General features: G+C 62.0%; 13 protein-coding genes and 1 tRNA gene. 6 read left to right on the top strand and 8 right to left on the bottom strand.

The annotated features are described in order from the left end of the window. Positions 1–16 precede the first annotated feature (16 nt). Entirely contained in the window at positions 17–667 is a 651-nt protein-coding gene (locus ABID44_RS05295; protein ID WP_354150655.1) for a TetR/AcrR family transcriptional regulator, read from the top strand. A 41-nt stretch (positions 668–708) separates the two neighbouring features. Continuing rightward, positions 709–1,728 carry a ketol-acid reductoisomerase gene (ilvC, locus tag ABID44_RS05290; RefSeq protein ID WP_354150654.1) on the top strand — a complete coding sequence of 340 codons (1,020 nt, stop codon included), beginning with the start codon at positions 709–711 and terminating at the stop codon, positions 1,726–1,728. A gap of 75 nt (positions 1,729–1,803) precedes the next feature. Here ilvC and ABID44_RS05285 read toward each other — a convergent pair whose 3' ends face one another. After that, positions 1,804–2,187, bottom strand: a complete 384-nt coding sequence (locus tag ABID44_RS05285; protein ID WP_354150653.1) for a BA14K family protein — start codon at positions 2,185–2,187, stop codon at positions 1,804–1,806. A 224-nt stretch (positions 2,188–2,411) separates the two neighbouring features. Here ABID44_RS05285 and ABID44_RS05280 point away from each other — a divergent pair, with 224 nt between their 5' ends. Together ABID44_RS05280 and ABID44_RS05275 are read left to right on the top strand one after the other, a co-directional pair. After that, entirely contained in the window at positions 2,412–3,524 is a 1,113-nt protein-coding gene (locus ABID44_RS05280; RefSeq protein ID WP_354150652.1) for an endonuclease/exonuclease/phosphatase family protein, read from the top strand. 10 nt (positions 3,525–3,534) lie between these two features. Continuing rightward, positions 3,535–4,248 (top strand): hypothetical protein, encoded by a 714-nt coding sequence (locus ABID44_RS05275; RefSeq protein ID WP_354150651.1) that lies wholly within the window; start codon positions 3,535–3,537, stop codon positions 4,246–4,248. A gap of 18 nt (positions 4,249–4,266) precedes the next feature. Here the strand turns inward: ABID44_RS05275 and ABID44_RS05270 are convergent, their stop codons facing one another. From ABID44_RS05270 to ABID44_RS05260, 3 genes are read right to left on the bottom strand one after another with little or no spacing between them, the layout of a single operon-like run. Then, positions 4,267–5,487 (bottom strand): ABC transporter permease, encoded by a 1,221-nt coding sequence (locus ABID44_RS05270; protein WP_354150650.1) that lies wholly within the window; start codon positions 5,485–5,487, stop codon positions 4,267–4,269. Further along, a complete protein-coding gene (locus ABID44_RS05265; protein ID WP_354150649.1) occupies positions 5,484–6,197 on the bottom strand; it encodes an ABC transporter ATP-binding protein in 714 nt (237 codons plus the stop codon). Before ABID44_RS05265 ends, ABID44_RS05270 begins: the two co-directional genes overlap by 4 nt. A 4-nt stretch (positions 6,198–6,201) precedes the next feature. Further along, positions 6,202–7,503 (bottom strand): efflux RND transporter periplasmic adaptor subunit, encoded by a 1,302-nt coding sequence (locus tag ABID44_RS05260; RefSeq protein ID WP_354150648.1) that lies wholly within the window; start codon positions 7,501–7,503, stop codon positions 6,202–6,204. A 117-nt stretch (positions 7,504–7,620) separates the two neighbouring features. Here ABID44_RS05260 and ABID44_RS05255 point away from each other — a divergent pair, with 117 nt between their 5' ends. Together ABID44_RS05255 and ABID44_RS05250 are read left to right on the top strand one after the other, a co-directional pair. Continuing rightward, complete coding sequence (locus tag ABID44_RS05255) at positions 7,621–8,520, top strand: PhzF family phenazine biosynthesis protein (RefSeq protein WP_354150647.1); 900 nt, start codon at positions 7,621–7,623, stop codon at positions 8,518–8,520. A 219-nt stretch (positions 8,521–8,739) separates the two neighbouring features. Next, positions 8,740–8,815, top strand: a tRNA-Lys gene (locus ABID44_RS05250). Between the two features lie 779 nt (positions 8,816–9,594). Here ABID44_RS05250 and ABID44_RS05245 read toward each other — a convergent pair. The 4 genes from ABID44_RS05245 to ABID44_RS05230 form a co-directional block, all read right to left on the bottom strand. Then, positions 9,595–9,810, bottom strand: coding sequence for a transposase (locus ABID44_RS05245; RefSeq protein WP_354150646.1), 216 nt, complete (start codon positions 9,808–9,810; stop codon positions 9,595–9,597). A gap of 345 nt (positions 9,811–10,155) precedes the next feature. Further along, positions 10,156–10,317 (bottom strand): Thivi_2564 family membrane protein, encoded by a 162-nt coding sequence (locus ABID44_RS05240; protein ID WP_354150645.1) that lies wholly within the window; start codon positions 10,315–10,317, stop codon positions 10,156–10,158. A gap of 66 nt (positions 10,318–10,383) precedes the next feature. Then, complete coding sequence (locus ABID44_RS05235; RefSeq protein WP_354150644.1) at positions 10,384–10,686, bottom strand: helix-turn-helix domain-containing protein; 303 nt, start codon at positions 10,684–10,686, stop codon at positions 10,384–10,386. Between the two features lie 783 nt (positions 10,687–11,469). After that, complete coding sequence (locus ABID44_RS05230; protein ID WP_354150643.1) at positions 11,470–13,221, bottom strand: putative bifunctional diguanylate cyclase/phosphodiesterase; 1,752 nt, start codon at positions 13,219–13,221, stop codon at positions 11,470–11,472. Positions 13,222–13,332 lie beyond the last annotated feature (111 nt).

Below are 13,332 nucleotides of genomic sequence, written 5' to 3'. Positions count from 1 at the left end.
GTGAGCGGACGGTGTGGTGACGCAGGCGTACGAACAGGAGGAAGAGCAGAAGCTGACGGAGCGTCAGAAGGACATTCTGGACGCGGCTTTGCGCCTGCTGGTCGAGGATGGCGACAATCTCACCATGGCCGCCGTGGCGCGGCGGGCGAGATGCTCCAAGGAAAGCCTCTACAAATGGTTCGGCGACCGCGATGGACTGCTGACGGCAACGGTGCGCTGGCAGGCCTCCAAGGTGCGTGTGGTGCCCGTCGATCAGGGCAAGCCGGACCTGCTCTCGCTCTCCGAAAGCCTCGAAAGCTATGCGCGCGACTGGCTGAAGGTGATTTCCAGCGATACCTCGGTCGCGCTCAACCGCGTGGCGATCAGCCATGCCGGATCGGGCCGCGACAAGCTCGGCGAGATCGTTCTGCAGAACGGCCGCTTTGCGCTGGCCGCGCGGCTGAAGCCTGTGCTCGATGCCGGCAAGCGGGCCGGGTTGCTGGTGTTCGAGGACGCCGAGACGGCGTTCAGGACATTTTTCGGGCTGGTCGCACGCGATGTGCAGATCCGGCTTTTGCTCGGTGACTGGCCGGGCATGACGGAGGCGGCGATCGAGGAAGACGCGGTGCGCGCCACCAAGCAGTTTCTTGCCCTGCACGGGGCCGGGAAGGGTCAACAGGCCAAGTAATCCAAAACAGCTAAATCCATAGAACGGGAAGGATTTCTAACATGCGTGTCTATTACGATCGCGACGCCGATCTGAACCTCATCAAAGGCAAGAAGGTCGCCATTATCGGCTACGGTTCACAGGGGCGCGCCCATGCGCTGAACCTCAAGGATTCCGGCGCCAAGGAAATCGCCATCGGCCTCAAGGCGGGTTCCGCCACCGCGAAGAAGGTCGAAGCCGACGGGCTCAAGGTGATGACGGTCGCCGAAGTCGCCAAGTGGGCCGACCTGATGATGATGGCGGCGCCCGACGAATTGCAGGCCGACATCTACAACAGCGAGATTGCTCCGAATATCCGCGACGGCGCAGCGATCGCCTTCGCGCACGGCCTTAACGTGCATTTCGGCCTGATCGAGCCGAAGTCGACCGTGGACGTGCTCATGGTCGCTCCGAAGGGCCCCGGCCACACGGTTCGTGGTGAATACCAGAAGGGCGGCGGCGTGCCGTGCCTGGTCGCCGTGCATCAGGATGCTTCTGGCAACGCGCTCGATCTCGGCCTGTCCTACGCCTGCGGCGTCGGCGGCGGCCGTTCCGGCATCATCGAGACCACCTTCAAGGAAGAGTGCGAGACCGATCTGTTCGGGGAGCAGGCAGTGCTGTGCGGCGGCCTGGTCGAACTGATCCGCGCCGGTTTCGAGACGCTGGTTGAGGGCGGCTATGCGCCGGAAATGGCCTATTTCGAGTGCCTGCACGAAGTGAAGCTGATCGTGGACCTGATCTACGAGGGCGGCATCGCCAACATGAACTACTCGATCTCCAACACTGCCGAGTGGGGCGAGTATGTGTCCGGCCCGCGCGTCATCACCGCCGAGACCAAGGCCGAGATGAAGCGCATCCTCAAGGACATCCAGACCGGCAGGTTCACGTCGGAGTGGATGCAGGAATATCGTTCCGGCGCGGCGCGCTTCAAGGGCATCCGCCGGATGAACGACGCGCACCAGATCGAGGAAGTCGGCGCAAAGCTGCGCGGCATGATGCCGTGGATCGCCAACAACAAGCTGGTGGACAAGGCCAAGAACTAAGTTTTCGCGAAGCCGATAACGGAAGGCCGGCGATCACGATCGCCGGCCTTTTTCACGTGCGGGCAGGGAAAGGTTTCAGCCGTAGGGCGAACGGCACTGGCGGCGCGGCCCGTGATAGGGCTGGAACGTATTGTCCCATGCCCGATAGGACCGGTAGCGGTTGTAACACCAGCGCACATGCGCATCGCCTGCCGGACGGTAATAGCGGCGCGGCTCGACATGGCGGTAGGACGGCACGCCGAGGCCGAGGCCGAAATAGAAGCCCGAGCCCCGATAGTAGGACCTGTGATGCGACCTGCGCGACCGCCAGTCGTCCCGGTGGTGCGGGCGGTTCCAGTGGCGGGGCGGCGGCCTGCGCCAGCGATGATCGCGCACCTGTGTCACGTCGTTGGTTGCGGCGGCCACAGGGGCGGCGGGCGCGCTGACCGGGGGTGGTCCGGCAAGCGCCGGGACAGACATCAGGCCAGCCAGGCAAAGAGCCGCCAGACCGGCCTTCAAGGGAGAGGAAAGAAGCGTTTTTATGTGCCACTCCAGTGATCGAACAAGCCCCCGCGCCGGATATTTCGGACGAGTGCCTGCAAGATGACGTCTGGTCAATGAACGCAGGATGAACGGCCGCGGTTCCGCCTGTGAGCTGTTTCCACCCTTGTGTTTGGCGTCGCTTGCGGGCAATTGTCGCTGCCATGTCGCTGCGCCTCGCCACCTTCAATGTCGAGAACCTGATGAACAGGTTCGATTTCTCCGGCTTCCGCAATCAGCTCAATCAGGACCGAACGCTGGCCCTGTTCGAGATACGGAGCGAGGCCGAATACCGCGCGCTGGAGCAGGCGCGCGCCATCGCCCATTCGGACGATACGCGCCAGCTCACCGCCCTGGCGATCGCGACGACGCGAGCCGACATCATCTGCATGCAGGAGGTGGACAATATCGAGGCGCTGAAAGCGTTCGAATATGGCTATCTGTTCAAGATGGTGGGGCACGGCTACAGGCAGAAATACACCACCTCGGGCAATGATTCTCGTGGGATCGACGTGGCGCTGATGATGCGCGACGAGACCGCGCACGGCCAGCCGATCGAATTCGTGCGCATGACCAGCCATGCGCATCTGACCTTCGGGGAGCTTGGCCTGCATACGCCGGAGCTGGCTTCATTGGGTCAGGAGCCGCATGAGCGTATCTTCCGGCGCGACTGTCTTGAGATCGACCTGAGGATCGGCGGCAAGCCGCTGACGCTCTATCTCGTCCATTTCAAATCCATGGGCAGCCCGCGCAACGGGCTCGACGGCCGTCAGGCGACGATGCCGATCCGCTTCGCCGAGGCGAAGGCCGTGCGCCATATCATCGAGCAACGGTTCGGGCGCGAGCGCGCCGCTGACAAGCGCTGGGCGATCTGCGGTGACATGAACGACTATCGGCAAAGGGTGGTGATCGACGGGGAAGGGCCGTCCGATTACCGTTTTGAAGTGCGGGACGAGGCTGTTTCCTGCCTTGACGTGCTGCTGCATGACGGCTTTTGCGAAAATGTCGTGGAGCGGCGGCCCGAGATGGACCGCTGGACGCTCTATCACACGCGCGGGCCGCAGGAGCGGCATCTGTGCCAGCTCGACTACATACTTCTGTCACGCTCGCTGGCGGAAGAAAATGCGGGAACCGTGCCGGATATCGTGCGCAACGGGCAACCCTGGCGCACGCCTTTTCCGGGCGGGCAGGAAGTCGATCGCTTCCCGCGCGTCGGCTGGGACAGGCCGAAGGCGTCGGACCATTGCCCGGTCGCCGTGACGCTGGACATCGTGTGAGGTAGTCGCCGTGAGCTTCAACCTGCCGCCGAATATGATCCTGCCTGTCGATGAGATCGACGTGCGGCTCGACCCGACGCCGCATCCGTTCGAGCGCGACAATGCCGATGCCATCGCGGCCGGATGGAAGGAATACAGCGCCGCCAATCCAGCTTTGTTCGACGGCACCATGGTGCTTTTGTCGGCGCTTACATATGATGACGGCCGGCTCCGCGGCGTCAGCCACGCGGTGCGCTATTCCACCTTCCTGCACTGGCGCCGCCACAGCGACACGCCAGATGCCCATCACGCTTTCGCCCACGCCATGCCGGTGTCGGGCGACGGGGCGCTGGTGGCGATCCGCATGGCGCCGCATACGCTCAACGCCGGAAAGGTATATTTCGCGGCGGGGTCGTTCGAGCCCGAGGATTTTGTCGACGGGCAGGTCGACATGCATCGCAACATGGCGCGCGAGGTGGCGGAAGAAACCGGCCTCGATCTTGATGCGGCGCAAGCCGAACAGCGGCACCATCTGATCTCGACGCCGGGCGGCGTGGTGATCTTCCGTCGCTATCATTTCACGGAAACGGCGGATGTACTGGCCGCCGGCGCCCGTGCCTATATCATGGCCGACGCCCACCCCGAAATCAGTGAGCCGGTCGTTATCCGTGATGCAGCGGAGCGCCCGGAGGGACTGATGCCCTACATGCCTGCCCTGATCGACTGGCATTTCTCCAACGCGTGACCGCCGGCAGTTTCGGCTTCATTCGTGCCTGAGCGCATCGATCGGATCGAGACGCGCACCCCGCAGCGCAGGGAAGAAGCCGAACACCATGCCGATCAGCGCCGAGAAACCCACGGCGAGCAGGACCACGGCGGGGCTCGGGGCAAAGGGTATCGAAAGGGCGAATGCCGCTCCGCCAGCCAGTGACAGGCCCAACAGGATGCCGATGACGCCGCCGAGCAGCGACAGCACGGTCGCCTCGACGAGAAACTGGATCAGGATGTGCTTTTCCTGCGCGCCGATGGCGAGCCTGATGCCGATCTCCCGCGTTCGTTCCGTCACCGACACCAGCATGATGTTCATGATGCCGATGCCGCCGACCAACAGGCTGACGCCGGCCACCGCGCCCAGCATTCCCGTCATGGTCGCGCTGGCGCTGGCCATGGTGTCGGCGATCTGGGTCATGTCGCGAACGCCGAAATCGTCCTCGCCGTCCGGCGGGATGCGGCGCACGTCGCGAAGGATGTTTTCCATGCGCGTCTGCAATTCCGAGGTGGGAATCGCCTCGTCGGCGGAGACATAGATGTTGTCGATGTTGCGGTTGCCGGCGATACGGCGCTGATATGTCAGCAGCGGCATCAGAACCACATTGTCCTGATCCTGGCCGAAGCCGGTGTAGCCCTTGGGCAGGAGCAGGCCGATCACCTTGCAGGTGCTGCGGTTGACGCGGATCAGCTCTCCATCTGGATCGCCGGACCCGAAGAATTGCTGGCGCACCGTCTCGCCGATCAGGCACACGCCCGCGCCGCCGCGCGTTTCCTGCTCGGTGAAGGGGCGGCCCGAGGCCAGCGTCCAGTTGCGGGCCTCCAGAAAGGCGCTGTCCGTGCCCGTTACCGAAGCGCTCATGCTTTCCGTGCCGTAGATGACGCGCACCTGCTTCTGGGAAGCTGCGGAGATGGCGCGCGCCCCGGTGAGGCGCATCGAAAGCGCATCGAACTCCTTGGCCCCGAGCCTGCGCCGCTGGCTCCAGTCCGCGCCGCCCGGGCCGCCGGGACCGGCAGGGCGGCCAGGATGGACGACCAGCAGGTTCGAGCCGAGCTGGGCGATATCGGATTTCACCTTTTCGGTGGTGCCGGAGCCGATGGTGAGCATGGCGATGACCGCCGCCACCCCGATGACGATGCCGAGCAGGGTGAGGAAGGAGCGTAGCGCATTGCGGCGCACCGAGCGAAGGGCGAGACGAACGGTCTCCCAGATCATGACGCCATTCTCCGCACCCCGTTGCGCAGGTCCGCAGCGACATTGCCGTCGAGGAAATGGACGGTGCGCTGGGCATAGGCCGCGATGTCGGCCTCATGGGTGACCATGACAATGGTCAGCCCCTGCTCCTGGTTGAGACGGGTCATCAACTCCATGATCTCATGGCTGCGGGCCGTATCCAGATTGCCTGTCGGCTCGTCGGCGACCAGCAGGGTGGGGCGGGTGACGATCGCGCGGGCGATGGCCACGCGCTGCTGCTGTCCGCCGGAAAGCTCGGCCGGCGTGTGGTGCTCGCGGCCCTGCAAGCCGACTTCGGCCAGCGCCTGCATGGCGAGGCTGCGTCTTGGACCGGCGGGCACACCGCGATAGATGAGCGGCAATTCGACATTCTCGGCTGCCGTGGTGCGCGCCAGGAGATTGTAGCCCTGGAAAACGAAGCCGATATAGTGGTTGCGCAGCAGAGCGCGGCGGTTGCGCTCAAGACGGCCGGCATCCACACCCTTGAAGGAATAGGCGCCGGAAGTGGGCGTGTCGAGACAGCCGATGATGTTCATCGCCGTGGATTTGCCGGATCCCGAAGGCCCCATGATGGAGACGAATTCGCCCTTGTCGATGACGAGGTCGACGCCGGCCAGCGCATGCACCTGCGCCTCGCCCTCGCCATAGGTCTTCCAGACCCTGTCGAAGCGGATGAGCGGTGAGCCTGCCATTGGGCTATCCCCGCTGCTGCTGCGCTGTGACGATCAGATCGCCTTCGGAAAGGCCCGACAGGATTTCGGTCAGCTCGCCATTGGTCGAACCGACTTGCACCCGCACGGGCTGCGGCTCGCCGTTCTTCAGCACGTAGAGCATACGGGCGCCGTCCGCCTCGCGCTGGCGGCCCTGTTGCTGCTGGCTTCGGCGTTCGCGCGGCGGCGACATGCGGCCGGTCAGCATCGAAAGCGCGTTCCAGCCGCTTTCACGCTGCTGCGTGACCGGGCGATAGCGGAAGGCGGCGGTGGGAACGGTAAGCGCATCCTTCGCGTGTTTGGTGACGACGGTGACGGTGGCCGTCATGCCGGGGCGAAGCAGCAATTCGTCGTTTTCCACCTCTAGCCGCGCGTCATAGGTGACAACGCCGTCGGTGGTGACGGAAGCATAGGAGATGTCGCGGATGGTGGCGTCAAAGCGCCTTTCCGGAAAGGCGTCGACCGAGAACCGCGACTCCTGTCCGGCCTTGACAGTGCCGATGTCGGCTTCGTCTATCGCCGCCTTGAGCTCCATCTTCTTCAGGTCGGCGGCGATGACGAAAAGAATGGGGGCCTGAAGCGAAGAGGCGACGGTCTGGCCGGGATCGACCGAGCGGGTCAGCACGATGCCGTCGATGGGAGCGTAGATCGTGCTTTTGGCAAGGTCGGTCTGCTGCGCCTTGAGGTCCGCCTCGGCGATGGCGAGATTGGCGTCGGCGCTGTCGAGAGCGGCTTTGGCCCTGTCGCGGGTGGCGGTAGCGGCTTCCAGCGCCTGTGCGGTCGCCATGCCACGTTTCGTCAAGGATTCGGTGCGCACCAGCGCCTGTTCGTTTTCCTTGAGGGTTACGGCGGCGTCGTTGACCTTCGATTCGGCGGCTTTGGCCGACGCCTTCGCCCGTTCGATCTGCACCTCCAGCTTGGAGGTGTCGAGCGTCGCCAGCACATCGTCCTTCCGGACTTCCTGGTTCTCGGCGACGGCGACCGAGCGCACGATGCCGGAGAGTTCGCTGGAAATGTCGACCTGCGTCAACGGCTGCAAGGTGCCGGTGGCGGACACTTCGATGACGAGGTCCGATCTGGCGGCGGGCTGCGTGACATATTCGATACGGGGCGCATCGGCGGAGAGGTAACGATAGCCGGCGAAGGCGGTGGCGGCCGCCACCAGCGCAATTACAGCATAGAGGAGCCGATGCCGACGCTGTTTCGTCGCACCGTTGGCGTCGAGTCCCAGTGTGGCCTCGATCGAGGTTTCCGATTCCGCTTTCGGCGGATTGACAAATTGGTCCACGCCGGACCCCTATATTAGCCGTGAACGTCCCTTACACGACACACATCAGGTCTTTAGGCCTGAATTTCAAATTAAATTTCGCTCATGTTCCGCCGGTGGGGCGGGGGGAAGCCGGCAATGCAGGGTCGCAGATATCTCATCTATGACGTCTTCACCGAAGAGGCCCTGGGTGGCAATCCGCTCGCCATAGTGCTCGATTGCGAAGGGCTGGACGAGCGCGCGATGCTTCGTGTCGCGCGTGAGTTCAACCTGTCCGAAACCGTATTCGTGTCGTCGCCCGGCCAGGCGCGGCACAGGGCGCGAATCCGGATTTTCACGCCGCAATACGAGATGCCCTTCGCCGGTCATCCGACGGTCGGCACGGCAGTGGCGCTGGCGCAGGACGCCGGGGAAGGGGCCAGCATACTCGTTCTCGAAGAGAATATAGGGCCTGTACGCTGCGCGGTTTCGCAGAATGGCGGTTTTGCCGAGTTCGATCTGCCCCGGTTGCCGGAAAGGCTCGATCTGAGCGCCGAAGCGGAGGCCGTGGGAGCCGCTCTCGGATTGTCGCCGCATGAGATCGGATTCGAGAATCATCGGGTCTCCTGCTGGAGCGCCGGTGTCCCTTACGTCCTGATTCCTGTCGCCGGAGTGGAGGAAGCAGCAAGGGCGCGGCTGGATCGACGCCTGTGGGCTGACCTCTCGCCGCGTAAAAGCAGCACCGCCGTCGCCAGCGCCTATGTTTATTGCCGCGAGACAATCCGGCACGACAGCGCTTTCCATGCGCGCATGTTCGTGCCGGGCGAGCCGTCTTACGAAGATCCGGCGACGGGGTCGGCGGCGGCCGCTTTCGCCGGCGCGGTGATGCATTTCGACGGGCCGGGCGAGGGCATGTCGCGCCTGTGGATCGAGCAGGGAATGGAGATGGAGCGTCCCTCGCGAATCCGGCTGGAACTGGATGTGGAAAATGGCCGGCTCGCCGCGGCCCGGATCGGCGGAAATGCGGTCAGGATAGCTGAGGGGCAGATTTTCGTCTGAAGCGCCTCGCGAACTTCTTGTATCGCATGATGCGGATCGCCCGTTGTTTTCAAATAAGATTTTGTTCCCTTATGCATTCCCGCCATTGTGTCGGATGCTTCTGACATCCGCTTTTTTCAATTCTGCCGAATGATTTCTCAGCGAAATATCGGGAGAGGGGTAGACAGGCTCAATAGGGGCGGCTATATGCCCGCCAACGTTGGTTTTGCCAACGCCCGTGGGTGATTAGCTCAGTCGGTAGAGCAGCTGACTCTTAATCAGCGGGTCGTAGGTTCGATCCCTACATCACCCACCATTTTCAATCACTTAGAAGACATGTTGTGGAGCCCATTTTACAGCTGGGCCAATATTCTAGAGATCATACCTGTTTCGTTCCAGCCCTGATCGTCCCGATCACCTCTCCCCCGCCAGATAGTGGCGACGGATAATTGCGTCATACTCTGCCTTGGGGTATCGGGAAATCTCCGCAATCTGCTCGATGTCTGCGCCCGTCGCGTAGGATAGGATATGCCTGTCCCTCGCAGATCATGGAATGTTACCCTCTTTATATCCAGACGCTTCAATTCAGATCGCCACGACGCGCGAAAGCCGCTTGAAGTCCAATGCTGACCGAAATTGTTGACCAAGATGCGCGTCCGCGCTGCGGATTTCGCTTCGCACGATCGGCAGTATCTCATCTGCCGGTCTTATCGTACGCGTGCCCCGGTCTTGCCTTGGTTGATCAGAGCCGGCCATCATCGTAGGCTACGGTCGGCATTGTCAGAATGTCGCCCTGCCGCTGTACGGTCCCCACGGCAGTTTTCATCACCATGACGATGCGTGACGAACCCTCCCCAATCAGCTTTCCGAGCTGAGAAGGCATCCAAATCGAATCTTTTCGGTCTGTCGTGGAGTTTCCCAGTACGTTCCAAAGGGTTTCGCATCACGATCTCGCGGTTCTTCGCCCAGGAAATAAGTGGAGCGAGCACCGACATATGGAGGTCCGCGAATCTAGGCTCAGGACTATTGATTGAGCCAGAAGATGACGGTTGCGGCAATGTAGATTGCGGACATGAAGGTGTGAGCGCATCGATCTTAGCGTGTGTGGATGCGCCACCAATCTTTGAGCCTGCCGAACATGATCTCAATCTTGTGGCGCTGACGATAGTGCGGTGTTGTCACAATGCGCACCTTTCGATTGGTCTTTGACGGGATGCAGGCTTCGATCCTGCTCTCTGCGAGCGCCTTCCGGAACCAGTCGGCATCATAGCCTTTGTCACCGAGCAAGCTCTTGGATGAGGCATCGATCATGAGGGCAGCACCCTGTAACCGCTCATCTGCCCTTCGCTGAGCAGTATGACCAGTGGGCGGCCCTGTCATCGCAGACGGCATGAAGGTTGGAGTTCAGGCCGCCTTTGGTGCGTCCGATACGTCGGGGAACAGCCCCTTTTTAGCGGGCTGGGCCGCGGTCCAGTGCGCTTTCAGCTGGGTCGCGTAATCTGCCGCCCTTGGCGGACAGCGCAGCAAAAATCTTGTTGAATACGCCCAGCCGGCTCCAGCGAATGAAACGATTGTAGATCGTCTTGTGCGGCCCGTGCCGCCGACGGGCCTCGACGTCTCAAATGCTGCATCGCTATGTGGTACGAGTCTAGCAGGTTAGAACACCGCCAGATAGCGCAGCAGCGATATGACTCCGATGATGATCACGATGATGCGGGCGATCTGTTTCGCTCGACTGTCCAGTGGCAGCATGCCGATCAGGTACAGAACGAGAAAGATCACCAGGAAGGTGACGAGAACGCTAATCAGCAGGCTCATGCAATATCCCCTAAAGTGGCAGTGCGGACTTAACTCGCGCCACCTCAAAAAGGTTCCGTCGGGCGATTAGGGTACGGCGTCTGTTGAGGATGGCCCGCCTTCGTCCACCATTGTTCGAAGCCTGTCCGTTACGGAAGTGCTGAATTTCAGGCGAACGCCAGCGCCGTTCGCGCCTTCTTCCGGGATGAAAGCGGCTCCCAGTTCTTCCAGTGCGCTTTGCAGTGCCGAGATCGTGGCGTCATCGGGAGTATGAATACCGCGCTCGAATATCTCGATCGTGTTCTTATCCACTTTCGCGCGTTTGGCGAGCTTGGCGCGGCCAACTTGCACGATGGCGCGGGCTGCCTTGCAGATCGATCCAGTAATCATGTCGTTCTCCCTGACTGACCGAGGGTATCGCAAATGTTGAAGCGCCTTTCCAGTCGGGAAATCCTCGAGAACCTTGCCTCCGATTGGGAGCGGCAAATCAGGTTGGCCTGGATCGAGGCTATTGAACGCATCAGGTCCAACATCGTGCTCAAGCGGATCGTGAAGCTGGAGCGCGGGGACGTTGCCGGTGTGTCCGTGCTCTCGGCATCGAAGATGGCGTGTTCGCCCGGTTCGAGAACGCCATCGTGCAGGTCTACCACGCAGGCGGGATCGCCACGGTGGACGCAATGCCCGCACTTCGTGATCCGAACGGCAATCGCGTCGTGTTCTCATGGGAAGTTCGAAACCTGCCTGCCGAGCAGGAGCTGCGTCGGCGCGCGGCCGAAATCGTGACCGGGGTTACACACGACATGCGGAGGGGCTGCGCGAGATCCTTGCCCAGAACCTTGCCGAGGGAGCAAATCCGAACCGGGCTGCCTTGAATGCCGTTGGCAGGATCAATCGCGCCACAGGTCGCAGGGAAGGCGGGTTGCTTGGCCTATAACCAGCCAACAGATGCGCACCGCCAAGTGGATCGGGCAGGCTTGCGCGATGGCGATGCCGCGAAGATGAGGGATTGTCTCGGGCTGAAACTGCGCGACAAGCGGTTTGACCCATGTGATCAATCCTGCCACCGAGACGGGTTGACAGCAACAGGCCTTCGTTCCTGATTCGTTCTCCCTGTGACGGGGGCCTTACCGAAGAGCCGATTGCTATTATCGGCGTGCGGCCCCCGCGGCCGGTTCAGCTTGCGACTGCGCGGGGGAGCATCTGCCGGTTGGCGCATGATTGCAGGCTTGCGATCATGTAGGGCAGGTGCATGAGGTTGCAGGCCTTGGCGAAATACCAGCCCTGCAGGCTGTCGCAGCCGAGCGCGGTGAGGATGTCGACCTGTTCGCTGGTCTCGACGCCTTCGGCTGTCACGACCTTGCCCATCCCGTGGGCAATATCGATCACTCCGCGCACGATGGCGAGGTCGGCGCGGCTGGCGCCGAGATTCGAAATGAAGCTGCGGTCGATCTTCACGCGATCGATAGGCATGCGCCGCAGATGCGACAGCGAAGCGAAGCCCGTGCCAAAATCGTCCAGCGCGATCTCCACGCCCGCCGCGTGAAGCCGGTGCAGGCGTCCTTCCAGTTGCTGGAAGTCGCGACCCAGGAACACGCCTTCGGTCACCTCGATGCAGAATTTGTCCGGTGTCAGGCCTGTGCGTGTGGAGAGCTCGAAGAAACGGTCGACGAAGGCGTCCGAGCGGAAGTCGGCATTCGTCACGTTGATTGCGACGCGGCGTAGCGGCAGCGCCATTTCCTGCATCTTCTGCATGTCGGCGAAGACCTGTTCCAGAACGAACATGCCGAGGGTGGCGAGAAGCCCGGGGTCGTTCATGTCGGACAGGAATGCGCCGGGCGTCAGATGCCCCTGTTGTGGGTGCTCCCAGCGCAGCAGACCTTCAAGCGCCGGCTTGAGAAACTGGTCGGTCGCGATAATGGGCTGATACTGCAGGTGGAACTGACCCTGCGCCAGACCGGTTTCGAAGGCATGGAGCAGTTCGCTCTTGCGCAGCGCCACCTCACGCAGGCGTGGAACAAAAAATTGCAGGCGGTCCCGGCCCAGTTCCTTGGCGCGGTAGAGAGCAAGATCGCTCGCCTTGAACAAGTCGTCGAGGGAGCCGGCCTGATCCGGGAATGTGGCGATGCCGATGCTGGCGGAGCAGCGGCGCACCACCGGGCCGAGGTCCACAGGCAGGCGCAGGCGGCACAGCACCTTACCCATCATGTCCTGCACGTCACGGTCCGAAAGGCCGGTCATGACGATTCCGAACTCATCGCCGCCCAGCCGGGCGACGAAAATCTCCGGACTGGCAAGCTCGCAAAGGCGTCCGCTGACGACCCGCAGCAATTCGTCGCCCACATCGTGACCGAAGGTGTCGTTGATTTCCTTGAACGTATCGATGTCAAGCAGGGCCAGATGCACCCGCGACGAATCCATTTTACCGTGATTTGATATTACCGTTTCCAGATATTCCTGAAACCGGCGGCGATTGGCGATGCCGGTCAAGGCGTCGATATTGACGATCTGGCGGAGCTTTTCGTCGGCGCGATGGCGGTCGGTGATATCGAAACGGATAGCGGTGTAGCTGTCCACCTTGCCGGCCGCATTCACATGGGGAACGATGGTCGTATCGACCCAGTAGTGTGAGCCGTCCTTGCGCCGGTTGCAGATCTCGCCCTGCCAGACCCGGCCAGCGGCGATGCGCCGGTACATCTGGCGGAAAAACCGGACGTCATGCATGCCGGAATGAAGCATGCGATGATTGGCCCCGATCAATTCCTGACGCGAATAGCCCGATATCTCGCAGAACTTGTTGTTGACGAAGGTGATCGCGCCTTTCACATCGGTGATGGCTACAATCGCGGCGCTGTCGAGGGCATAGCGTATGAACTCCATTTCGGAGGGAAAGGTCGGAGTGCTGGCCTTTTTTGTCTGCGATGTCATGCGCCCGTCGCCCGAGATTTGCCGCCTGCCGAACGCCGAGTGTTCGCCAGCGTGATACCCCAAATCCTCCTGAAGTTACCGTTTAGGAAAGCCCGGTTAAATTTTTGGAAC

It is taken from the genome of Aquamicrobium ahrensii (assembly GCF_040545755.1).
In the GTDB taxonomy this organism is placed as follows: Bacteria; Pseudomonadota; Alphaproteobacteria; order Rhizobiales; family Rhizobiaceae; genus Mesorhizobium; species Mesorhizobium ahrensii.
This window is presented reverse-complemented; position numbering and strand designations above follow the sequence as displayed.

Bases quoted from the DNA above. Each gene is read 5' to 3' on its own strand.
- ilvC (WP_354150654.1), top strand. From the start codon at position 709: ATGCGTGTCTATTACGATCGCGACGCCGATCTGAACCTCATCAAAGGC.
- ABID44_RS05285 (WP_354150653.1), bottom strand. From the start codon at position 2,187: ATGTCTGTCCCGGCGCTTGCCGGACCACCCCCGGTCAGCGCGCCCGCC.
- ABID44_RS05280 (WP_354150652.1), top strand. From the start codon at position 2,412: ATGTCGCTGCGCCTCGCCACCTTCAATGTCGAGAACCTGATGAACAGG.
- ABID44_RS05270 (WP_354150650.1), bottom strand. From the start codon at position 5,487: ATGATCTGGGAGACCGTTCGTCTCGCCCTTCGCTCGGTGCGCCGCAAT.
- ABID44_RS05265 (WP_354150649.1), bottom strand. From the start codon at position 6,197: ATGGCAGGCTCACCGCTCATCCGCTTCGACAGGGTCTGGAAGACCTAT.
- ABID44_RS05255 (WP_354150647.1), top strand. From the start codon at position 7,621: ATGCAGGGTCGCAGATATCTCATCTATGACGTCTTCACCGAAGAGGCC.
- ABID44_RS05245 (WP_354150646.1), bottom strand. From the start codon at position 9,810: ATGATCGATGCCTCATCCAAGAGCTTGCTCGGTGACAAAGGCTATGAT.
- ABID44_RS05240 (WP_354150645.1), bottom strand. From the start codon at position 10,317: ATGAGCCTGCTGATTAGCGTTCTCGTCACCTTCCTGGTGATCTTTCTC.
- ABID44_RS05235 (WP_354150644.1), bottom strand. From the start codon at position 10,686: ATGATTACTGGATCGATCTGCAAGGCAGCCCGCGCCATCGTGCAAGTT.
- ABID44_RS05230 (WP_354150643.1), bottom strand. From the start codon at position 13,221: ATGACATCGCAGACAAAAAAGGCCAGCACTCCGACCTTTCCCTCCGAA.